Origin of the sequence: Gordonia terrae (assembly GCF_051789125.1) — a bacterium.
Taxonomy (GTDB): domain Bacteria; phylum Actinomycetota; class Actinomycetes; order Mycobacteriales; family Mycobacteriaceae; genus Gordonia; species Gordonia terrae_A.
In genome coordinates this window covers 1,499,047-1,519,983 of record NZ_CP196526.1, presented here as the reverse complement: position 1 = coordinate 1,519,983, position 20,937 = coordinate 1,499,047, and the positions used below count along the sequence as shown (strand labels likewise).

Annotated in this window: 18 protein-coding genes and 1 pseudogene; 4 read left to right on the top strand and 15 right to left on the bottom strand. The window is 67.4% G+C overall.

What is annotated here, in order from left to right:
* Positions 1-21 precede the first annotated feature (21 nt).
* Both ACSUZC_RS06915 and ACSUZC_RS06910 read right to left on the bottom strand, forming a co-directional pair.
* Entirely contained in the window at positions 22-1,665 is a 1,644-nt protein-coding gene (locus ACSUZC_RS06915; RefSeq protein ID WP_439032126.1) for a DEAD/DEAH box helicase, read from the bottom strand.
* Positions 1,666-2,004: 339 nt separating this feature from the next.
* On the bottom strand, positions 2,005-2,568 hold the full coding sequence (locus tag ACSUZC_RS06910) for a helix-turn-helix domain-containing protein (RefSeq protein ID WP_439032125.1): 564 nt from the start codon (positions 2,566-2,568) through the stop codon (positions 2,005-2,007).
* 57 nt (positions 2,569-2,625) lie between these two features.
* Here ACSUZC_RS06910 and ACSUZC_RS06905 point away from each other — a divergent pair, with 57 nt between their 5' ends.
* Positions 2,626-3,408: an AzlC family ABC transporter permease gene (locus ACSUZC_RS06905; protein ID WP_439032124.1), complete on the top strand. Its 783-nt coding sequence runs from the start codon at positions 2,626-2,628 to the stop codon at positions 3,406-3,408.
* Complete coding sequence (locus ACSUZC_RS06900) at positions 3,405-3,728, top strand: AzlD domain-containing protein (protein ID WP_439032123.1); 324 nt, start codon at positions 3,405-3,407, stop codon at positions 3,726-3,728. Before ACSUZC_RS06905 ends, ACSUZC_RS06900 begins: the two co-directional genes overlap by 4 nt.
* 31 nt (positions 3,729-3,759) lie before the next feature.
* Here the strand turns inward: ACSUZC_RS06900 and ACSUZC_RS06895 are convergent, their stop codons facing one another.
* From ACSUZC_RS06895 to ACSUZC_RS06875, 5 genes are all read right to left on the bottom strand, one after another.
* Positions 3,760-5,010 (bottom strand): family 1 glycosylhydrolase, encoded by a 1,251-nt coding sequence (locus tag ACSUZC_RS06895; RefSeq protein ID WP_439032122.1) that lies wholly within the window; start codon positions 5,008-5,010, stop codon positions 3,760-3,762.
* A 92-nt stretch (positions 5,011-5,102) separates the two neighbouring features.
* Complete coding sequence (locus ACSUZC_RS06890) at positions 5,103-6,047, bottom strand: esterase/lipase family protein (RefSeq protein ID WP_439032121.1); 945 nt, start codon at positions 6,045-6,047, stop codon at positions 5,103-5,105.
* 58 nt (positions 6,048-6,105) lie between these two features.
* Positions 6,106-6,387: a hypothetical protein gene (locus ACSUZC_RS06885; protein WP_439032120.1), complete on the bottom strand. Its 282-nt coding sequence runs from the start codon at positions 6,385-6,387 to the stop codon at positions 6,106-6,108.
* Positions 6,388-6,632: 245 nt separating this feature from the next.
* A complete protein-coding gene (locus ACSUZC_RS06880) occupies positions 6,633-7,058 on the bottom strand; it encodes a DUF5994 family protein (RefSeq protein WP_439033017.1) in 426 nt (141 codons plus the stop codon).
* Positions 7,059-7,402: 344 nt separating this feature from the next.
* The gene (locus tag ACSUZC_RS06875) at positions 7,403-9,757 is read right to left on the bottom strand and encodes a transketolase-like TK C-terminal-containing protein (RefSeq protein ID WP_439032119.1); all 2,355 of its coding nucleotides are present in this window, start codon (positions 9,755-9,757) and stop codon (positions 7,403-7,405) included.
* 152 nt (positions 9,758-9,909) lie between these two features.
* Here ACSUZC_RS06875 and ACSUZC_RS06870 point away from each other — a divergent pair, with 152 nt between their 5' ends.
* Together ACSUZC_RS06870 and ACSUZC_RS06865 are read left to right on the top strand one after the other, a co-directional pair.
* The gene (locus tag ACSUZC_RS06870) at positions 9,910-10,668 is read left to right on the top strand and encodes a 1-acyl-sn-glycerol-3-phosphate acyltransferase (protein ID WP_439032118.1); all 759 of its coding nucleotides are present in this window, start codon (positions 9,910-9,912) and stop codon (positions 10,666-10,668) included.
* 56 nt (positions 10,669-10,724) lie between these two features.
* On the top strand, positions 10,725-11,372 hold the full coding sequence (locus ACSUZC_RS06865; RefSeq protein ID WP_439032117.1) for a TetR/AcrR family transcriptional regulator: 648 nt from the start codon (positions 10,725-10,727) through the stop codon (positions 11,370-11,372).
* Positions 11,373-11,397: 25 nt separating this feature from the next.
* On the opposite strand, the gene ACSUZC_RS06860 is transcribed toward ACSUZC_RS06865, so the two are convergent.
* The 8 genes and pseudogenes from ACSUZC_RS06860 to ACSUZC_RS06825 all read right to left on the bottom strand — a co-directional run bounded on the left by ACSUZC_RS06860 (position 11,398) and on the right by ACSUZC_RS06825 (position 20,857).
* Positions 11,398-11,832 (bottom strand): type II toxin-antitoxin system Rv0910 family toxin, encoded by a 435-nt coding sequence (locus ACSUZC_RS06860; RefSeq protein WP_439032116.1) that lies wholly within the window; start codon positions 11,830-11,832, stop codon positions 11,398-11,400.
* Positions 11,833-11,862: 30 nt separating this feature from the next.
* On the bottom strand, positions 11,863-13,059 hold the full coding sequence (locus tag ACSUZC_RS06855; RefSeq protein WP_439032115.1) for an oxidoreductase: 1,197 nt from the start codon (positions 13,057-13,059) through the stop codon (positions 11,863-11,865).
* A gap of 326 nt (positions 13,060-13,385) precedes the next feature.
* Positions 13,386-14,975 carry a bifunctional 3-(3-hydroxy-phenyl)propionate/3-hydroxycinnamic acid hydroxylase gene (locus ACSUZC_RS06850; RefSeq protein WP_439032114.1) on the bottom strand — a complete coding sequence of 530 codons (1,590 nt, stop codon included), beginning with the start codon at positions 14,973-14,975 and terminating at the stop codon, positions 13,386-13,388.
* Entirely contained in the window at positions 14,972-16,540 is a 1,569-nt protein-coding gene (locus ACSUZC_RS06845; protein ID WP_439032113.1) for a bifunctional 3-(3-hydroxy-phenyl)propionate/3-hydroxycinnamic acid hydroxylase, read from the bottom strand. The genes ACSUZC_RS06850 and ACSUZC_RS06845 overlap by 4 nt, the downstream gene beginning before the upstream one ends.
* The gene (locus tag ACSUZC_RS06840) at positions 16,537-16,899 is read right to left on the bottom strand and encodes a DoxX family protein (RefSeq protein ID WP_439032112.1); all 363 of its coding nucleotides are present in this window, start codon (positions 16,897-16,899) and stop codon (positions 16,537-16,539) included. The genes ACSUZC_RS06845 and ACSUZC_RS06840 overlap by 4 nt, the downstream gene beginning before the upstream one ends.
* Positions 16,896-18,786 (bottom strand): annotated as a pseudogene (locus ACSUZC_RS06835) (acyl-CoA synthetase). Before ACSUZC_RS06835 ends, ACSUZC_RS06840 begins: the two are co-directional and overlap by 4 nt.
* Positions 18,783-19,721 carry a fumarylacetoacetate hydrolase family protein gene (locus ACSUZC_RS06830; RefSeq protein WP_439032111.1) on the bottom strand — a complete coding sequence of 313 codons (939 nt, stop codon included), beginning with the start codon at positions 19,719-19,721 and terminating at the stop codon, positions 18,783-18,785. Before ACSUZC_RS06830 ends, ACSUZC_RS06835 begins: the two are co-directional and overlap by 4 nt.
* Positions 19,718-20,857, bottom strand: a complete 1,140-nt coding sequence (locus tag ACSUZC_RS06825; RefSeq protein ID WP_439033016.1) for a VOC family protein — start codon at positions 20,855-20,857, stop codon at positions 19,718-19,720. Before ACSUZC_RS06825 ends, ACSUZC_RS06830 begins: the two co-directional genes overlap by 4 nt.
* Positions 20,858-20,937 lie beyond the last annotated feature (80 nt).

The following is a 20,937-nucleotide window of genomic DNA, read 5'->3' as shown; positions in this document are numbered from 1 at the left end:
GCAGGAATTGTCGGTCAGATGTCAGGCCGGTGAGCCTGCGGGACGGCTCGCACGCCGACCCTGCGGACGTCCGCCCGCACGGTGCTGATCACCGGAGCGCGACTGCCCGGCGGAACGTGACTGTCCTGTCGAGCGCGACTGCCCGGCCGCGCGGCCATCGGTGGATCGCTGACCGCCGGAGCGGCGCGACGAACCGGCCGCTGATCGCGAGTCGTCACGTGCGGGACGCCCACGATTCTCTCCACGGCTCTCGCCACGGCCCTCACCACGATTGTCGCCGCGTGCACCGTTGCCGCGGCTTTCGCCGCGACCGCGGCCCGGTCGGCCGCCACCGCGCCCGCCCTGCGAACGACCACCCTGGGAGCGTCCGCCTTGCGACCGCCCGCCCTGGCCTGAGCCCCGAGCGGACTCGGCCGCGGCACGCGCAGCCGGCGACACGCGTGGCGCGCGCTCGCCGACGAGCTCGCCCACGGCGTCGGAGCCGGGGTCGACGCTGATCGGGGTGACATTGATCTTGGCCTTGCGCAGCAGCTGGGTGACCTCGCGACGCTGCTCGTGCAGGCAGACGGTGACCACATCGCCGGCGCTGCCCGCGCGAGCGGTACGGCCCGAACGGTGCAGGTAGGCCTTGTGCTCGGCCGGCGGGTCGACGTGCACGACCAGCTCGATGCCGTCGACGTGCACACCGCGGGCGGCGACGTCGGTGGCGACGAGCACGCGCACCTCGCCCTCACCGAAGGCGGCGAGGTTGCGGTCGCGCTGGGCCTGGCTGAGATTGCCGTGCAGGTCGACTGCGGGAATCCCCTCCTCGCTCAGCTTCTTCGCGAGCTTCTTGGCCTGATGCTTGGTGCGCATGAACAGAATGCGGCGGCCGGTACCGGAGGCGAGCTCGGCCACGAGTGACGCCTTGTTCGACGACGAGACCTCGAAGACGTGGTGGGTCATCGCGGCGACCGGTGACTCCGCGGAGTCCACGGAATGCAGGACCGGCTTGTCGAGGAACCGCTTCGCCAGCTTGTCGACGCCGTTGTCCAGCGTCGCCGAGAACAGCATCCGCTGCCCCTCGGCGGGGGTGGCGGCCAGGAGCTTGGTGACCACCGGCAGGAAGCCGAGGTCGGCCATGTGATCGGCCTCGTCGATGACGGTGATCTCGACCTCGTCCAGCCGGACGATGCCCTGGCGCATGAGGTCTTCGAGCCGACCGGGGCAGGCAACGACGATGTCGACGCCACGGCGGAACGCCTGCTCCTGCCGGGTCTGCTTGACGCCACCGAAAACGGTGGTGACGGTCAGTCCGACCGATGCGGCGAGCGGCTCGACGACGGCCGCGATCTGGGTCGCCAGTTCCCGGGTGGGAGCGAGGATGAGACCGGTGGGAGCGCCGACATAGCGCTTGACCTCCATCTCGGCCAGCCCGGCGACGAGCGGGATGGAGAAGGCCAGGGTCTTACCGGAGCCGGTCTTGCCGCGTCCGAGGACGTCTTTGCCGTCGAGGGTGTCGGGCAGGGTGTCGGCCTGGATCGGAAAGGCGTCGACCTTCCCCTGGTCCGACAGAACCTTGACGAGTTCCGTTGGGACACCGAGCGATTGGAACGACGGCGTCGAACTGGACGCAGCGGCGTCCGGAGTTGCGGCGGCCGACGGGGTTTCGAGTACAGCAGTCATCGAGTGTGCAGGGTTCTTCCTGTGCATGGCACGCGGAGCAGCACGGACATGTGCCGGTGGGCGGTGCCGGTGGCGAACACGCGGGTGCGCGAGCTCGTTCGCCGTATGAAGTCAATGACAGGTGGCCCAGCATTTTCGGTGGGTACCGACCTGCGAGAGAGGCGTTCTACGACGCTTGACGCGTCCCGGTTCCGGGCGCATCGCTGAGAGCAACAGTACGCGTCGGTAACCGATGTGGCGAATCGTTGTGATGCAGGTCGCGATCGGGCCCCTCGTCTCGGCGTACTGCGCGCGACGCGTGGATCGGTCGGACGATCCGCACCGCGCAACCGCGAAGACTCAGAAGATCTCGTTGAGCATGACGGCCACCGTGCCCGGCTCCAGCGCGTCGAAGACATGCTCGACGTCGCCCGGGTACGAGATGTAGTCGCCGGCGGCCAGCGTCTCAGGCGCGCTCGTGGGGCCGAGACGCGCACGGCCACTGCTGATCACGACATGCTCGCGCATCCCGCGAGCATGCGGGGCGGACACCCTCGGCTTGCCGGGTTCGGCCCGGATGACATACATGTCCCGCCGCGATCCCGGCGCCGCCGTGGAGAGCAGCGTGGCCGAGTAGTCCGCGTCGGCGGCGGGGATGACCGGCCCCTCGCCGAGCCGGATGACCTCCACGGTGGGTGCCGGCGAGTCCAGCAACGCCGAGAACGGCACCCCCAGGGCCGTCGAGAGGGCCCAGAGCGTCTCGACACTGGGGTTCCCGTCCCCCGATTCGAGCTGCGACAACGTCGACTTCCCGACACCCGCTCGCCGCGCGAGCTCCGTCAGGGAGAGCCCCGCACGTGCGCGTTCACGCTTGAGCGACGCAGCCACCAGCTCTTTCGGGTTCACCGACGAGGAGTCGTTCATCAAACCGTCCGATCGTCCATCTTGACGAACACCATCATTCTGTTCACTATAGTAGTCATGCGTTCGGCATGGAGAACCCTTGATGCGGCAACTCGGCGGGCCGTCGTGGTGATGTCCCTGTCCGTGCTCGTCATCGGCGCGTCCTACGGGGTTGCCGCCCATGGGGCCGGTCTCGCCCTGTGGCAGATCGTGTTCATCGCAACGGTGGTCCTTGCCGGCTCGTCGGAGTTCGTCTTCGTCGGCATCCTCGCCGCGGGCGGCGCCCCGGTGCTGGCCGCCCTCGCCGGACTCCTGGTGAACACCCGCAACTTCGGATACGGACTCGCAGTCGGGAAACACCTGCGCGGAACCGCCGAGATCTTCTTCGGCGCCCATCTGATCAACGACGAGACGGCTGCGGTCACGACAGCCGAATCCGATCCCCCACGCGCACGTGCGGCATTCCTGTTCTGCGGTCTGGGGGTCCTGGTCTCCTGGCCGGTCGGCGCCGCACTCGGCGCAGCCCTCGGCGGCGCACTGGCACACCCCGAGGCGCTCGGTCTCGACGCCGCTTTCCCCGCCTTGCTTGCCGCCCTGGCGATCCCGGCGCTGCGGGACGGCGCGACATGGGCCGCGGTGACAGTGGGCGCGGCCGTCGCCGTGGCATCGACACCATTCCTTCCGGCGGGGCTGCCCGTCATCGGCGCACTCGGCGGTTTCGTCGCCCTGGAAGCGATCCGGCGGGCCCGCTCCGCCGGGCCCGCGCTCCGTACATCGCCATCACCCGCCGCCCCCTCCATCGACGACGAGAAGGCACGAATGGCCAAGTCACACAACGACTTCTCCCGGGACACTCGATGACGGGCGGGCTCGCCCTCGGCATCGGGGTGACGCTCCTGGCGGTCGGCACCTACGCCATGCGCGCGGCCGGTCCGGTCCTGCGCCACCGGATCTCGATGTCCGACGAGACGGAGAAGGTCATGGACCGCGCGACCGTGGTACTCCTGGTCGCCGTCGCCGTGACCGGCGCACTGTTCATCGAACACGACTTCGCAGGCTGGGCACGGCCCGCCGGTGTGACGGTGGGGGTGATCGCGGCGCTGCTGAAAGCGCCTCTGGCAGTGGTGGTGATCCTCGCGGCGGCAACCGCCGCCGGACTGCGCGCACTGGGCATCGCCTGACGGCACCCGCCTGAACCCCGCCGTCTGCCCCCTAACCCACGACCGCCGGGTTGGTGCAGCTGTCGGGAACGGCGACCAGTGAGCACGGGACGGGCAGTCGCGTCGGGCGGTACCCCGCCGGCACTCCGCGATCACGCGTGAGTTGACGGTAGGCCGCCACCCCGTCGGTGGGACGCCTGGTCAGCGACGGGTCGCCCTCGACGTCGACGGAGTAGAGACCGAAACGCGAGTCGTAGTCGCCCCATTCGTAGTTGTCGGTGAGGCTCCAGTAGTTGTACGAGACCACGTCGATGCCGTCCTGCCGGGCGCGCTGAAGCCAATAGACGGTGTCGCGCAGATGATCTCCGCGCCGGTAGCCGTCGGGACGTCGACCGTCCGGGCCGGTGGCCAGCCCGTTCTCGATCACCCGGATCGGCTTGCCCGGGAACTGCCGGGACACATGTCGCAGAACGTAGTAGATGCTCTCGGGCGCCTGTGAACTCTTCCAGAACTCACCCGTCGCGCCGTTGGCCACCGAGGCATCGGTGACCGAGAAGGAGTAATAGTGGTCGACGCCGACGAAGTCCAGTGTGTCGCGCATGCGCTGCGGGAACACCGATTCGAGCCACGCCTGCAGACCCCCGATCGGGTAGTAGGCCAAGTTCGACGACACCTGCGCACCCGGCTGGACCCGATGCACGTGCCGGTGGATCGCGCGATGGGCGGCCACGATGCCGTCGGCCATGCGCCCGACGTTCTGCGGCATCACGCCGCCGTACATGAGTTCACGTCGGACGTATTCGGTCGGTTCGTTGAACGTGATCCACAACGGGTCGGCCCACGCGTAACGATCGACCACCTTGCGGGCGAACCCCACGAGATCGCCGGACATACCGGGCCGGTTCCAACCGCCGAGGTCGACCGCCCAGCCCGGATGAACCCAGTGGTTCAGGGTGATCATCGGCCGCATTCCGGCGTCGACGACGGCGCGGATGACCCGGTCGTAGAACGCCCACCCGGCCGGGTCGTCTCGGCCGCGCACCGGTTCGACGCGCGACCACTCGACCGAGGTCCGGTAGATGCCCACCCCCAGGCCGGCGGCGCGGGCGATGTCCTCGGCGTAGCGGTGATAGAAGTCCACCGCGTTGCCGACGCGGGCGTCGAATCTGCCCTCGTCGCCGTAGCGAATCCAGTTCGAGTCGCGGTTGTGCCCCTCGGACTGGAAACCCGACTGCGCCACGCCGAAGTCGAACCCGGGGCCGAGAGGCGGCACGTCTGCCCGGGCGTCGCTTGCCGTGCCCATCGTGCACAGAGCGAGCAGCACACCGATGGTCGCGGTTGCTACACCTCTGCGCTGCAACCGACTCCGGGGTCGGCCGCCGTGGCGGAGCGAATTCAGAACGGGCTCCCGGTCAACGGCGCGGCCCGGTCACAGGGGACGGCTCTGGGGTGATCCGGGTCGAGGGCGTTGAGCACGAAATAGGCCGCACGTCGCGAACCCGCGATTCCGGCGTGCTCGGTGTAGTCGACCGAACAACCCTCCTGCACAACGATGTTGCGGACGTTCGAACCGCCCGGCGGCAGACCGAGCCAGTACGGCACGATCAGTTCGTCGTAGCGGGTGGCGATGTTCGTGTATCGGATCGAGGGCAGGTAGTAGCCGCCCGACGCGATCTGGCGCATCACCTGCGCGCCCGGATCGAGTTGCGCGCATGCCTGACAGAAGGGCACCTGCTCGGGTCGCAGTCCCAGCGACCGGACGATCGGCATGATCACATCGTTTCCGCCGACCCCGGAGCCCCGCCAGGCGGGAGCCAGCGAGACGTACTTGTCGATGACGTCGCGGCCGCCGAGGTACTTCGCGTAATAGGCGGGCACCACGGTGCCCTGCGAGTGCCCAACGACGTCGACCTTCGACGCTCCGGTAGCCCGGCGCACCTTGTCCACGAAGGCGCCGAACTCTGCTGCGCTGTCTGATATCTCGCCCATTCCGCCGATGGCGCTGATCGGCCAGGGTGCACCCTGAACGGCACCGTAGGTGAGGGCGTAGACGCAATAGCCCTCGTTCTTCAGCAGCGGGACGTAGGTGCCCCAGTTGGTCTGCTGCGATCCCCCGGTCCCGTGAGCGAGGATGACCGGGTTGGGATGGCTCGCGCTGGGCCTGCAGTTCCAGTCGTTGGAACCGGGGAGCGAGCCGCCCGGATTCGCCAGTTCCGCGGGGATACCCGCGAAGAAGTTGTAGTTCACCGGCAGCGGCTGCGCACTCGCGGGTGACACGGTCACGGCGAGCACGCCGATCGCGGCGATGACCAGCCCCACCAGGATCTTCGTCGACCTCATGGACGAAAGCTAACAAACCGTCTCAGGCGGGAGTGGGGGTTTGGCCGGACCGGCCCGATCAGTTCGCGGGGGCCTCGTCGCGGTGCCGGATGTCGCGGATCGTAGCGACCGCCGAGGCCAGCACGAGGACGAAGCCGAGCACCAGCAGTGCGACGGCGACGTAATGCATGATGCTCTCGTAATGGCCGAGATCGAACTGCTCGGCGGCGATCCGCAGTCCGACCACCACGAGCCACGCCAGAAAGGCCATCGTCAGCGCCCGGCGCTGGAACACGGCGCTGCGCCGGCGGTGTTCGTACTCCGCCAGTTCGTTGATCGCGTCGAGGACGATGCCGTTCATCCGCGCATGCGCTTGCGAGTCATGCGGCAGCTTGACCAGGATGTCGACCTTCTGGGACAGCTTCTGATGCCGGTCGTTGGCGTCGCGTCGAGCCGGGCGATGACCGCGCCGATCATGGCGACCAGGAGCGTCCCGGCGAATGTGAGCATCGCGGCGGTCATGCGCGAGAAACTACACCGTGGTTCCCTACGACGATGCCCGAAGCGACGGAGCTCATCGACACGAGGTGCTCAGCCCGGCGAGGGTTAGTGGGCGCGCTCGGGGCAGGCGACCCCGGCCCGCACCAGGATGCGTTCGGCTCGACGGAATTCGAGGGAATGGCATTGGCTGCCCGTGATGACGCTGTCGCTGGCTTGACGCAGCAGGATCGCCGCCAGCGACGATGCCGTCCGCGGCGGGATGACCAGCAGGGTGACCGTCCTCCCCGCGGTGGTCAGCGTCATCAGCGGCGGCGTCTCCGGCGAGTCGGGCGAGTCGAGCCCCGGCAGTCGCCGGAAGCTACTCCAGTTCACATCGATCCCGCTGATGTCGCCGACGAGCGGCCGCGCGGCCGCGAGCATGCCGGGAAGCTCGTCGGCGAGTTGCAGGGTGTAGGGGTACCACGCACCGGCAACGGGGGCCGTCGGATCGACACCGAAACGCACACGCGCCGGTCCGAGCAGCGGCTTCATCGCTGTGATCCGTTGCTGGAGAGCCTTTTCGGCCCACTGTCGCCATCGCGGGAAACGACGTTCACCCTTGCCACCTGACTTGGTCACCGGCACGGTCAGTGACCGTCCGACACCGGAGACGCCAACAGAGGTCTGTCAGATGTTCGATCCAGTTGAGCCCAGTCTACGCCGGGACCCTTCGACGCACGCACTCACGATCGGCGCGATTCTGGGTCACGCTCGACGCGGCGTGGAAGACGACGACCCGCCGGGGTGGCCGGGGTACCGGGCAGCGACGGCGCCTCGACCGTGCTCGTCGGAAGCGCAGAGGGGCACACGGGACTCCTAGTACACGGCCATGATCGTCACGCGGTCACGTCGAGTGCTGCGCGCACGATGCTGTCGGTGTCGATGCCGTGGTGTCGGTAGACGTCATCGAGAGACCCCACCTGGCCGAAGTTGCTGACGCCCAACGCTATCGAGGGCACCCGGTTGACTGTTGCGAGGAATGCCAGAGTGTGGGGGTGCCCATCGAGGACAGTGACCATGGGTGTCGCGCGTTCGGCGGGTAGCAACTGATCGAGGATCCAGGTCTCCGCCGAGGCCTGGCCTCGGCGGGCCTGGCACGCCTCGAACAGCAGCCCGGGACCGGTGACGCACAGGACATCTGCGGCGACGCCGGCCTGCTCGAGGCGGTCTGCAGCGGCGAGAGCTTCGGGGACGATCGCTCCCATCGCGACGATGGTGACCGCCGGGTAATCGCGCCGTACAAGGGGGTAACCACCTGCGACAACCTGTCGACGCCGCCGTTCGCGGGCGGCGGGATCCTCGGGGACGGCCGCCAACGATTGGTCGACCGGTCGGGTGGACAGGCGCAGGTACGCCGAGGAGCCGTCCGGCCGCCCGAGCCGGCCGATGCTCGCGAGCAGCGTCCACTCGACATCGATGCCGAAGGCCGGCTCGTAGGAGATGCAGCCGGGCTGTTCCAGACCGATGGACGGCGTCTTGATCGACTGATGCGCGCCCCCTTCGGCCGCGAGACTCACACCCGATGGTGTGCCGACCAGAATCGATTGTCCGCCTGCGTAGATGCCATAGGACCACGGCTCCAGGGCGCGCTCGACGAAGGGGTCGTACATCACCCCGATCGGGAACAGAGGCTCGCCCCAACGGCTCCAGGTGGCGCCCAACTCTCCCATCAGTCCGACGAGGTTGGTCTCGGCGATGCCGAGCTCCATGTGTTGCCCGGTGGGCCGTTCCCGCCAGTGCATCAACGTCTCCGGATCGTCGTCGAACCAGTTCCGGCGCTCAGAGGCCGACCAGACCCCCACCTTGTTGACCCACCCGGCCAGGTTCGTGGTCGAGCTGACGTCCGGACTCACGGTCACGACCCGCTTGGCGATCTCGGGGGCGCTGCGGGTGAGATCGAGCAAGACCCGACCCAGCCCTGCCTGCGTACTCGATGTGCCTTTGGGGGTGCGACCACTGTCGCCGGGGACTGTCAGGGACGGCCGGTCGGGTACCGGATCACGACGCAGCCGACCGGCAGTGTCCGCGCACAGCTCGGCCAGTTCCGAGCCGCCGTCGAAGCGCCCCCACGGATGCGCCGGGTCGCGCCCGAGATCGGCGGCGAAGCCCTCGTATTCGACGACCGAGAGCAGCGAGGAATGGTTCTGCGGGTGCCCCTCGGTGGGCAGTCCGTATCCCTTGATGGTGTAGGCGATGATGACAGTCGGGCGGGAGTCGTCGATCTGTCGATAGGCCTCGATGAGGGCGGCCATGTCGTGGCCGCCCAGGTTGCGGATGGCCGCCGACAGCGTCGCGTCGTCGAGATCGGCGATGAGACGGGAGATCTCGTCGGCGCCGGGCCCGTCACCGGGCAGCCGGTCGCGGACCTGCTCCGGCGTGCAGCGCAGCAGCCGCTGATACTCGGCATTGGGCATCTCGACGATCCGGGCGCGCAGCGCCGCTCCCCCGGGTCGGGCGAACAGCGACTCGAGCAGCGCACCGAAGGTCACGGTGATCACCTGCCATCCCGCGGCCCTGAACATCGCCTCGAGCCGACCGGCGGCGATGGTGGGCACGACACGGTCGAGGGACTGCCGATTCATGTCGACGATCCACACGACCTCGCCGAGCTCGGCGACGGCCGGGTCGACGATGGCCTCCCACACCGCACCCTCATCGAGTTCGGCGTCACCCACCAGGGAGTACTGCCGCCCGCTCCCCGCGTGCCCGGTGGAGGTCTGGACATACCGACGCGCGATCGCCCCCCAGATCGGGGCGGTGGCGCCGATCCCGACCGAGCCGGTCGAGTAGTCGACGGTGTCGGGATCCTTGGCCCGGCTGGGATAGGACTGCAGTCCCCCGTACTCGCGCAGGGTCGTGAGGTGACGCTCCTCGAGGTCACCGAGGAGGTAGTTCAGACTGTGCAGCACCGGCGAGGCATGCGGCTTCACCGACACACGGTCCCCCGACTGCAGCTGGTCGAACCACAGCGAGGTCATGATGGACACCATCGAGGCACATGACGCCTGATGGCCACCCACCTTCAGACCCGAGGGATTCGGCCGAACACGGTTGGCGTGGTGGATGATCGACGTCGACAACCACAGCACCTGTTCGGCGATGGCGTCGAGCCGACGGGCGGTGACTTCGATCGGTCCCGGCTCGGTGCCGGTCCGTCCCGGGTGCGTCGACATCGCGATCTCCTCTCGCATGAGCACAGCCTACAGTTCGTTGACCCCAAGTCAATCAATCGGCGCCGCCGCGTGCCCCGCAGCGGGATCCCGGCCGTCGGTGAGCACGAGCAACCGAGCAGGACGAGATGAAAAACGAGGTACTCGTTGCCGATTGACCCTAGGCTAGGCCGATGGACAACGTGCCACGGCTCATCGTCGGGATGAGTGTCGCCGTCGCCCGCCTCTACCACCGCATGGAGACCGTGCAGCATGGCGAGATTCCCGACGGCCCGGTGCTTTTCGTCGCCAACCACGGCTTCGGCGGCGTGTTCGATCTGAACGTTCTCGCGTTCGCCTCCGCCTACGAGAAGGTCGGCGACGGACGACGTGTCACCATCCTGACGCATCAGATCGCCTGGACGCTGGGCCTCGGCCGCATCGTCGAGATGTTCGACGCCACACCGGCGAACCACCGTTCGGCCGTGGCGGCGCTTCGGGCACGCAGGCACGTCCTGGTGTTCCCCGGCGGTGACATCGACGGTTTCAAGAAGTGGAGTGACCGCAATCGTGTGCTGTTCGCCGGCCGCACAGGGTTCGCCCGAGTGGCGGTCGAGGCCGACGTCCCCATCGTCCCTGTGGTGACCGCGGGGGCAGGCGAATCACTGCTCGTGCTCGGGCAGGGCAGACGCCTCGCTCGCCTGGTAGGCCTCGACCGCGCGCTGCGGATCAAGTCGGTGCCGACCTCGCTGTCGTTGCCGTGGGGGCTCAATATCGGGCTGGTCGGCTTGTTGCCGTACCTGCCGCTGCCCTCCAAGATCGTGACCACAGTCTTGCCACCCATGAGGGCGCACGACGACGAGTCGACCGAGGACTTCGCTCGCCGCGTCCACGAGGCCATGAGCCAGGCGCTGCGGGAGATGACCAGGAACCGGACCCCGATCATCGGTTGAGCCCGGCTGTCGGTCACAGTGTGGTGACACCAACCAGTGGCGAAGGAGAATGAGTCGTGGCCACCCAGCCGTCCGCCAAGCCCTCCAAGCGCGCAGCCCAGGCCGCCGAGACCAAACGCCGCCTGATCGAGGTGGCGATCGAGGTGTTCTCCGAGAAGGAATACGAGCAGGTGGCGGTCACCGACATCGCCGCGCGCGCCGAGGTGGCCCACGGACTGTTGTTCCACTATTTCGGCAACAAGCGGGGCATTTACCTCGCGGCGGTGCGCACGACAGCCGCCCAGCTCAACGACGCCTTCGAATTCGAACAAGGCGCTGCCCCTGTCGAGCTGGTGCGCACGGCACTGCGTCAACACCTCGAGTATCTACGCGAGCACCGGGGTCTGGCGTTGCGCCTGGTTCTCGGCGGGCGGGGCGCCGATCCCGAGGCCTGGGAGGTCTACGAGAAGGCGCGATGGAACGCGGTCGAGGCGTTCGCCACCGTCGCGGGCGTCGACGCGGACAATGCGGCCTTGCGTCTGGTCGGACGCACAGTCGTCGCCGCAATCGACGAAGCGGTGGTGCAATGGCTCGACGACACAGACTCGTTCGACCCAGATCATCTGATCGTCTGGATGCAGTCGTTGATCGTCGCCTGCATGAAGACGACCTCGATCCTCGACCCGAGTGTCGATCTCACCGAGGCCATCGCGCACTTCGAATAGCGTCTCGCGTACCAGCCGGTTCGGATCATCCGACGAGCGTGTCGAGCTTCTCCAACGACTTCTCCAGCTGCTTACGGAACGCCTTCTCGATGATCTTGCCGAGCGGTCCGAACAGGATCGAACTGGAGAAGATCACGTGCAACGTTGCCACGCAGGCATTTTCGCCATCCGGATCCACCGTGAAGTCCAGTTGCACGGTCGAACCCGTGCTTCCCGACCCCTCGAGTTGGACGAAACGGGGGGTCTCGTAGACGGTGGTGGTGAAGTCGATCGTGTCGACAACGCCTTTGATGGTCACCACCTCGGTGAGGGTCACGCCGACCGACAGTTCAGACGGTGGCTCGGAGCCCCATGAGGTGTGCAGGGTGTTCCACTCGGCGAATCGGCTCGGGTCGGAGATCACCGCCCACGCCTTCTCCTGCGGTGCGTTCAGGCTTGCGGTTGTGGTTATCTCGGGCATGCGGGCTCCTTGAGAATCGGAGGGGTGAGGCTAGATGATCGCGGTGATGTGATCGCGCTGACCCAGCAACGCCTTGCCGTAGGCCTCCATCGAGACTTGCGGGAGCATCACGGCGTGGCGTGAGGCGACGTTCGAATCACGCCAGATCCGCTGCATCGCGTTGACCTCCGCGAAACTGCCCGCCCCCGAGGCGTCGAGCAGGGTGTTGAGCGCGCTGTTCACGCTTTTCAGTGCCACCGCCGAGTCAGCCCGCATCCGCGCACGAGCGGTGATGTCCGGGTAGATCCCTTCCTCGGCATACCGCTGTACGTCGCTCGCCGCGCGATACGCATGCAGATGGGCGGTGTCGATCTGCATCGCAGCATCGGCGACGAGCAACTGGAAGGCGACCGACTCGGCCTGACGCTCGATGTTGGTGTACGCCAACGCCTTGGTCGATGCCTTGGTCACCGCCAGTTCGAGGGCAGCGCGGCCCAATCCCAGCTGAGGACCCACGAGAACCAACACCAACATCGCACCGAACGCCGATCGATAGAACGGCGAGTCGGGATGGTCGTCCATGTATGTACCCGAGATGACGGGAAGCATCGAGATGAGCCGGCGGTCGGGGACGAACACGTCCTCGGCGACGATGGTGTTGCTTCCCGATGCGCGCATCCCGGCCACGTACCAGGTGTCGTCGACCGTGACGTCGGCACGCGGCAGCAAGACCATCGCCTGGTCCTCTTCGTCCCCGTCCTCGTCGACGACCCACACCCCGCCACCCATCCATTCGGCGTGCAGGCTCGCCGAGGCGTAGGGCCATTTGCCGGTGACGCGGTACCCGCCGTCGACCTTGCGGGCCGTGCCGCCGGGAGAGACGACGCCGCACAGGACCCTGTCGGGCCCGGGCGCATAGATCTCGTCCACGGTCTCGGTGGGGTACATGCACGTCGACCACGACTGGATGTTCGACAGCGTGACCACCCAGGACGTTCCGCCGTCTGCCTCCGCGATGAGCGCGGACAACCTCAGCATGTACTCCAACCCGGCCTCGAGCCCGCCGTGGCGCTTCGGGGCGGCCACGCGGAATGCGCCGGCGTCACGCAGCGCCTCGATGACCTCGGGATGAACCCTCCTTGCCTTCTCGTTCTCGACCGCGTGACACTTGATGAGTGGCAGCAGTTCGGTCACTCGAGCGAGCACCTCGTCGACGGTGGTTGTGGCCTGGGCCTGTGTCGCGGTCATGGGAGATCTCCTACCGATGGTGATGTGGGTGTCGGGCGATCGATCGAGACGATGTCTGGTCGGCAAGGCGGCAGTATCGAGAGCCGTGGAAGATCAACGGCGCGATCTCGGGTGCCGCGTCGAACGCGGGCTAGGTCAACGTACTGACGAGCACGACCGTCGGTTGAGGGTCGACGTCGGCGCAGACAGCGGCTAATCCGCTCGGCAAACAGGCGAACGCCCGCCGCAGGGTTACGCCCGACGTCACTGCATCCTTCGTCGACGGCGGCGGGGAACTCCTCGCGGTTGCGTGCATCACACCACCCTAAGAGTTCATTGATTCCATGTCAACGAACTGTGCGGTCGGGTGGCATCGGGAGGTCGCCCGCATGGTAGGCAGCGCTGTGTACGTAGCGGTCGGGACGCACGATGGCGAACCTGATGCCCCTGTCCCGCATCCAATCCCAGAGTTCGCCGACGGGGTCGCCGATCTCTCCGCTGCCGACCACCGAGGTTCCGGGACGGATGGTGATCAACTGTGGGTCGAAGATGTTCCAGGCCGCCAGGATGTGGTGGGGCACCGCGACGGACGGCGGCTGGGCGAGGCCGAGAATCGCCCATCCCGGTCCGAGTGCGGCGTCGATTCGGCGCTGTTCAATGCCGGGGGACGCCACGGTCGCCGACTTCAGCAGGTGGCCGACAGCACGGTTCCGGGTGCCGGAGCGGTCTGTGAAACCGGGCCCGAGCGCGGGCGGTTGTGCCAGGCGATCGACAATGGACCGACCGAGTGGGGTCCGGGAGGTGCTGCGCAGCAGGATATCTCGTACTCGTGCGACCACGCGGTTCGGAGGCATGACGATTCGACCGAACAGTTCGGCACGGCGGGTCATGAAGTCGTGGTGTGCTTGCCGCTCGCTCTGGTAGGTCTCGAGCAGAGAACTGTCGGCGCGGCCGGCGAGGACGTCCCCGATCTTCCAGACGACGTTCGCGACATCGCGGATGGCACCTGAGATCCCCTGGCCGGCAAATGGCGGCATCACGTGGGCGGCGTCGCCCGCGAGGAGTACTCGGCCGATCCTCCACTGAGCCGCCTTGCGCACATGGAACGTATAGGTCCAGGTCCGTTGGATCTCGATGTCGTCGGGCGTGACGCCCTCGGCTTCCAGCATCGACCAGATGTTCTCCGGTGACAGCATGTGTTCGGGCGTCTCGCCGGGGTTGATCCGCCACTCCCATCGGAAGTAGCCGCCGGGGCACGGGCAGCGGACCCCGGGCCGCTCGGGGTCGCAGATGAAATCGAAGTGCGGGGCGAAGTCGAGCGGCCGACGAAGTCTTGCCTGAACGTCCATCCACAGTTCGGAGTAGGAGTTGCCGGCGAATTCGACTCCGAGCGACTTGCGGGTGGGGCTGCTGCCGCCATCGCAGGCGAGGACATAGGAGGCGCGCACCCGACGGTGCGGTTCGGACTCAGTCACGGCCAGGAGTTCAAGACCGACGCTGCCGTCGTCCTGCTCGAGGTAGCGACCCTCGTACCCGAGCAGCACCTCGACGGTGCCGAAGCGTGTCACTCCCCCGCGCAACGATGCCTCCAGCCACGGTTGGTGGAAGAAGTTGGCCGGCGGGTCCCCGCATTCTTCGCTGGGCTGGGTCGGCGTTGTCAGGATCGGCCGTCCGTCCACGCCGATGAAGCGTGCGGTCACACCCATGTGCATGCGTGCGGTGACCTCGTCGTAGAGTCCGATGTCCCGGATCACGCGCAGAGCCTGGTCGTCCATCGCGATGGCGCGCTGCCGAGGAAAGACGTCGGGGTCGCGTTCGACGACGAGGGTGCGCAGTCCGAGTTGGCCTGCGAGGTTTGCCGCAGTGGCGCCGGCGGGTCCGAATCCGATGATGACGAGGTCGTAACCACGGACGTCAGTGCTGGGGTCGGGGCTCATGGCGCGTCTGCGTGTGCGGCGAGTGCGGGAAGCAGTGTGTAGACGGCGGCGATCGACCTGCCCGCGGCCATCACCGTGGCGTCCGGACGAACGATCGCTGCGCGGACGTGGTGGTCGAGTAACCATCGTCGAAGAGGGTGGTCGTCGGAGACGACGAGGGTCGATCCACCGCGGCGCTCGATTTCGAAGGCTTGTTCCGGCGTCGGGGCATCGACAGCCACGACCTGAAAGCCCGGTCGACGATCGTCGAGACGACGTCCGTCGCCTGTCGTGATGGCATTGGGCATGAGCATTCCGGCCGGGTTCGCGGCGGTGTCCAGGCGCGCCCACCGAGGCAGACACCCTCCGGCCGCGCCGGTACGGACGTACCACGAAGGTCGGAGCGGCGCGGTCGAACTGTCGGTCAGTCGCTTGGTGATTCGCGGTGCTCGAGCGAGCATGGGCGCAGCGACACGACGGATCATGTCGCCGGCGCGGCCGCCGCCGGTCATCGCGGCACCGGTGGCCGTGGCGAGCCGGATGAGGCCGGTGACATGCGGAATACGTTCCTGCTCATACGAATCCAAAGTCGACGACGAAGCACCGCCGGACAGGACAGCCGCCAGCTTCCAGCTGAGATTCGCCGCGTCACGGATGCCTGCGCCCATGCCCTGCCCGATGAACGGTGGCGTCAGATGAGCAGCGTCGCCGAGGAGGAACACCCGCCGATCCCGCCACCGCCTGGCGATGCGCGCCCGAAAGGTGTACTCCGCGGAGCGGATCAGAGTCAGATCAGAGTCGTCGACACCGTTGATCCAGGGTTGCAGTAGCGGCCTGACGCCATCGATGGTGCTGTAGTCGGCGGCACTCTCGTGCCACAGGAGCTGGAACTCCCACCGATACCGGGTGTCACCGATTCGCATGTACGTGGCGGCGCGGTGGGCATCGCAGACCTGCGTCACCCCCTCCCACTGTCGCAGATCGGCAGACGTCTCGATGTCGACGACGAGCCATCGCTGGCTGAATCCCAGATCCCGCCACTCGGCCGAGATCGCCGAACGGGTGACGCTTGCGGCCCCGTCGCAACCGAGCAGGTAGCCACCCGAGACGGGAACGATCGGTTCACCGGTCTGCCGATCGCGACCAGTGAGTGTCACTCCCGTGTCGGACTGGTCGATTCCCTCGACTTCGACTCCCGAACGCACGGTGATCATGGACGAGCGCCGGGCGACGGCGGCGCGGAGCAGCTCCTCCAACCGCGGTTGATCGAACATCGACGCGGCCGGGAAGCCGTGCGGACCAGACCCGGGATCGCGTGGGAACTCGGCAAGGACGTGCAACGACGATGTCACTAGACGGAGTCCGAGCGCGGGCCGGGAAATCGCCGCGAATTCCGGGCCCAGGCCGAGGCGGGCGATGATCCGGTACACCTCGTCGTCGAGGTGTACCGCCCGCGGCTGCGGGTAGACCCCGTCCCAGCGCTCGACAACGATCGACCGCACACCCAGGTCGGCGAGCAACGCCGCGGCGGTGAGGCCGGTGGGCCCCGCGCCCACGATCACCACGGGATCACTGCACGGACTCATCGAGCTCGTACCCGGGCCACGAAGCCGGTCGCGGTGAACGCGGTGGCGACGCCGACGACGGCGGCCGGGGCCGCGGACAGCCAACGATCACCGGTGCGCAGGTGCGCTGTGCATGCCCCGATCATCACCGCGCACAGCGACGCGGCGGCAGCCGCGCCGATATGAGGATTCCGCTCGCCCGCAACGAGTCCGGTCGCGCCGGCGAGTTCGGCGACACCGATCAGCCGGAACTCCGGCACGGAGAACCCCAGGTGATGTGCGCGCTCGATCATGGGCTCGAGAGCCAGTACTTTCGAGACGCCGGTGAGGGTCAGGCACGCAGCGGCGCCGCGACCGGCCAGGATGTGGAAGTCGTTCATGCTCTGGGTGTTTCGGTGCGATCGGACCACTGCCACTGGATGGCGTAGGCGTCGAGCACCCGCGCGGCGAGGGATTCCTCACGCGGTCGATCGACGATCGCCACCACCACGCCGTCGGTGATCTGGGCCCGCACCCCGGACTCGATACCGGCTCCGGCGAGTGCGACGCTCAACGCGGCCTGCGTCGCCTGAGCGCAGCGCGAGCTTGTACGGTTTGCCCACATCGGTGACCGGCAAAGCATCCACGATCGTCACCGCCTTGGGTGCGGCGGCGGCTTCGGAGACGCGTTCGGTTGCCCAGGCCCGGAGACCGTCGCCGGTCACCGTGCCGTCGGCACGCACGGTCACGAACGCCACGGGCACCTCGCCCGAGTGCACGTCGGGACGCCCGACCACACCTGCGCCGGTCACCTCCGGGTGTTCGAGCAGCACATCCTCGACCGCGCGTGGATCGATGTTGTGCCCACCACGAATGATGAGATCTTTCGCCCGGCCGGTGAGCGTGACGAAACCGTCGGCGTCGACCGAGCCGAGGTCGCCGGTGTCCAGCCAGCCGTCGCGGATGGCGCCTCCATCGTCGAGGTGAAAACCCGCAGCGGTGCGACCACGAACGTAGCCGGCGAAGACAGTCGGACCGGTGACGAGCAACCGCCCGGTGGATCCAGTCGGGACGTCATCCCACTGGTCGTCGACGGCTCGGATGTGCTGGTACGGCATCCGCTGCCCGACCGACCCATCGGGTTGGCCCTGGAAGAAGCTACGCACACTGGCGCAGGTGGCCTCGGTGAGCCCGTACCCCTCGAGCAGGGGGACCCCGGTGTGCGACTCGAAATCGCTACGCACCGCCGGCGGGAGCATCGATGCCCCGACGAGACATGCACGGAGGCTGGAGATGTCAGCATCCACCGGACACTGCGCCAGGACGGCATACACCGTGGGGACGGCGCTCATGCCGGCGATCCGCTGAGCCTGGACGAGCTGCCAGAACACTCCATACAGCGCCACGTCGCGGTAACCCAACGGCCCCGCCCACACCACGGTCTGTCCGCGGAGCATCGGCGCGAGCACGGTGACGATCAGTGCGTTGACGTGGAACAGCGGCAACGCGGCGAAGACGACAGAGTCCTCGTCGAGCACCGTGTTCGCCGCGATCATCCACGCGTTGCTGATCTCGTTGCGGTGGGTGTGAGCGGCGAGTTTCGGCACTCCGGTGGTGCCGCCGGTGTGGAACAGGGCTGCCACGTCGTCGGCGGTGTGATCGTCGGTGACCTCGGTCCGGGGGTGGTCGTCGGCGTCGAGGTAGGCGACCGCGATTGCATGCGCAAGGTTCGGCGGCGCGGGAGGCGCACCGGCACCAGTCGGTTGCAGGAGGAACACGGTGTCGACGTCGGTCGCCGCGAGGATGTCGGCGAGTCCACCGAACACCGCGGGATCGAGATCGGGGCCGGCGGCGATGAGGACCCGCGAGCCGGACCGGCGGATCAGCTCACCGACGTGGCGGGCATCCATGGCAGGGTTGATCGGCGCCGCGATTCCGGCGCGCTGGGCCGCGAGGAACGCCTCGATCAGTCCGGCACAGTTGGGCGCCAGGAGGGTGACGGGATCCTGTGGTCCCACGCCGGCGGCGCGTAGCGTCGCCGCGTGCCGGTCGACCGTCGCCAGGAGTTGAGCGTAGGTTCGATCGGTGGTCTGCTGCCAGCGGGCGGCATCCGGCATGACGCGGATGGCGGTTCGTTCCGGCCAGAGCTGCGCTGCCCGGTGCAGTGCCTGATAGGTCGTGTCGGGAAGTCCTCGTTCGGACAGAGGGGTCAGTTCGATGTCGGCGAGATCGGGGGCGTCATAGACGGGCCAGAGCGCGGCCTCTGCGCCGGCCGTGGTCGCCCTCATGCCTCACGCACCACGGTGCGCTGGGTGCCCAGGTCGAGCGTGCCATCTCCGGAACGGATGTCGGCTTCGACGATGTCCCCGTGTTTGAGGTACTTGGGGTTGTTGGCCTGCCGACGGAAGAACGCTTTCCACTTCACGTGTGGGGGCAGGAGTGCGCCGATCATCTCGATGGGTTTGGGCGGAGCGGTGAGCGCGGTTCCTCCCGGGGTTCCGGTGAGCAACAAGTCGCCGGCATCGACCCGCTGGAACCGGGTGAGGGCGCGCACCGCTTCGAGAGGGCTGTAGATCATGTCCGCGACGGAGCTGTTCTGACGGGTGACCCCATTGACCCGCAATTGCAGGGTCAGCGTGGGGAACTTCGCCCACTCGCCGGGTTCGAGGAGCAGCAGCACCGGGCCGACCGGTGTGAACGACGGGTAGGACTTCGCTTCGTAGAACTGAGTTTTGGGCAGTTGCACATCGCGGGCAGAGACGTCGTTGGTGATGACCAGACCCGCGACGAGTTCGGCCAGCGATTCATTGTCCACCGTCGACCCCACGGGGAGGGTCTGACCGAAGACGAGGCCGATCTCGACCTCGTAGTCCAGGAGCGAAACATGGCCGGGTTTGACGATGTCAGCGGTCGGGCCGCTGATCGACCCCGAGGATTTACGAAAGAAGGTCAGCGGAACCTTGTCGGGGTCCATACCGGAATCACGAACGTGCGACACATAATTGGTCATCTGTGCGATCACCCGGCACGGCGCGGTGGCCGGTGAGAGCAGCTCGAGTTCGGACGGGTCGACTGTCGGACCGTCACCTGACACGGACCTGGAAACCGCCGACCGGTCGGCGATCAGTTCGGCGGTCGTGGTGGCTGAGGTGTCGATCCGACGGGCGCCGGCGGGCACCCTCACCCACCACGCCTCGTCGGTACGAAGGACGGAAAAGCTCATGAGCGTGCAACTTTCATCAGGCCGAGTAGGCGTTGGACATCGAACTCGTTCTCCGACTCGCGCAGCGACGTCAGGATCGCGGTGAACTCGCGTAGCGCCGCGCGACCTGGTTTCACGCCGAGGAAGTCGGCCGTCGCCGGAGGTCCCCACTGGTTGAGACCCGAAGCGGTCATCGGTGCCCAACCGGCGGCGACCGTGTGATCGAAGTGGTCGCCGTCGGTGAAGTGTTCGACGAGGAAACCGTCGGGATCGCGCCAGTAGTCGAAGATCTGACTGCCCTGGATGTGGCGGCCGACTCCCCAGGAGTGGGCGTAGCCGCGATCGGTCAGGTACTCACCGCCTGCCGCGAGGGCGTCGAGGTCACAGACCTGGTACGCCGAGTGCACATACCGGTCGGCCGGTCCCAGCGTGAGGGCGAGCGTGTGATGGTCTGCCGGTTCCGGACCCCGGTCGCAACGCATGAAACTCATGACCGGGCCGCGTTCACGCTGTCCCGGGTAGTAGAGGAAGTCGCTGACGATCATGCCCAGGTTGTGCAGATACCAGTTGAGAGACTCCAGATATCGCGTGGACTGCAACACCACGTGGCCGAGCCGTTCGACGACCGCGGGAGCGCGCGGAGGACGTTGCGGGGTGTTGGTGCGGGTCTTGCCGTGCTCGAAATTGAAGGATCCGCGCACGGTTTGCAGTGGCATCGCCGGCCATTCGGTGACTCCGGCGACCACTCGCACCCGACATCCGCTCGGGTCGCGCGTCGTCACCGCACAGCCTCCGAGGAGATCGCCGAGCGGTTCCACTGGACGTCCCCACTCGTCGGCGAGGACGTGGAGGTCGGACTCGTCGTTCGCGCGGAACGCGACACCGGTGAATGCCGTTCTCGATGCCTGCCGCACGATCACGCACGGAGAGCCCGCCAGCGCCCCACGCAGGTGAAGCTCGTGCGGCGTCTGGACCGTCGGACTGAACCCGAAGTCCACGGCGAAGGCTGCGGTACGCGCCAGGTCGGGCTTGTCGAATTCCAGCCAGGCGATGTCGCGGACCTTCACCAGCGGTTGCCTGCGTCGCCCGGGATGCTCGCCGGGCCGGGCCCCCTCGTCGGCGTGCAGACCTTCGTGTACGTCGTGCTGCAGTGGCATCGCGACTCCAAATCTCATTGATTGACGATATCGTCATATACGACGCATGCGTCAGTCAAGTACTTCTGACGCTTTCGTCA

Excerpts from the sequence above, each read along its gene's own strand:
- ACSUZC_RS06915 (WP_439032126.1), bottom strand. The coding sequence starts at position 1,665 with ATGACTGCTGTACTCGAAACCCCGTCGGCCGCCGCAACTCCGGACGCC.
- ACSUZC_RS06910 (WP_439032125.1), bottom strand. The coding sequence starts at position 2,568 with ATGAACGACTCCTCGTCGGTGAACCCGAAAGAGCTGGTGGCTGCGTCG.
- ACSUZC_RS06905 (WP_439032124.1), top strand. The coding sequence starts at position 2,626 with ATGCGTTCGGCATGGAGAACCCTTGATGCGGCAACTCGGCGGGCCGTC.
- ACSUZC_RS06900 (WP_439032123.1), top strand. The coding sequence starts at position 3,405 with ATGACGGGCGGGCTCGCCCTCGGCATCGGGGTGACGCTCCTGGCGGTC.
- ACSUZC_RS06895 (WP_439032122.1), bottom strand. The coding sequence starts at position 5,010 with ATGGGCACGGCAAGCGACGCCCGGGCAGACGTGCCGCCTCTCGGCCCC.
- ACSUZC_RS06890 (WP_439032121.1), bottom strand. The coding sequence starts at position 6,047 with ATGAGGTCGACGAAGATCCTGGTGGGGCTGGTCATCGCCGCGATCGGC.
- ACSUZC_RS06885 (WP_439032120.1), bottom strand. The coding sequence starts at position 6,387 with ATGAACGGCATCGTCCTCGACGCGATCAACGAACTGGCGGAGTACGAA.
- ACSUZC_RS06880 (WP_439033017.1), bottom strand. The coding sequence starts at position 7,058 with ATGAAGCCGCTGCTCGGACCGGCGCGTGTGCGTTTCGGTGTCGATCCG.
- ACSUZC_RS06875 (WP_439032119.1), bottom strand. The coding sequence starts at position 9,757 with ATGCGAGAGGAGATCGCGATGTCGACGCACCCGGGACGGACCGGCACC.
- ACSUZC_RS06870 (WP_439032118.1), top strand. The coding sequence starts at position 9,910 with ATGGACAACGTGCCACGGCTCATCGTCGGGATGAGTGTCGCCGTCGCC.
- ACSUZC_RS06860 (WP_439032116.1), bottom strand. The coding sequence starts at position 11,832 with ATGCCCGAGATAACCACAACCGCAAGCCTGAACGCACCGCAGGAGAAG.
- ACSUZC_RS06855 (WP_439032115.1), bottom strand. The coding sequence starts at position 13,059 with ATGACCGCGACACAGGCCCAGGCCACAACCACCGTCGACGAGGTGCTC.
- ACSUZC_RS06850 (WP_439032114.1), bottom strand. The coding sequence starts at position 14,975 with ATGAGCCCCGACCCCAGCACTGACGTCCGTGGTTACGACCTCGTCATC.
- ACSUZC_RS06845 (WP_439032113.1), bottom strand. The coding sequence starts at position 16,540 with ATGAGTCCGTGCAGTGATCCCGTGGTGATCGTGGGCGCGGGGCCCACC.
- ACSUZC_RS06840 (WP_439032112.1), bottom strand. The coding sequence starts at position 16,899 with ATGAACGACTTCCACATCCTGGCCGGTCGCGGCGCCGCTGCGTGCCTG.
- ACSUZC_RS06830 (WP_439032111.1), bottom strand. The coding sequence starts at position 19,721 with ATGAGCTTTTCCGTCCTTCGTACCGACGAGGCGTGGTGGGTGAGGGTG.
- ACSUZC_RS06825 (WP_439033016.1), bottom strand. The coding sequence starts at position 20,857 with ATGCCACTGCAGCACGACGTACACGAAGGTCTGCACGCCGACGAGGGG.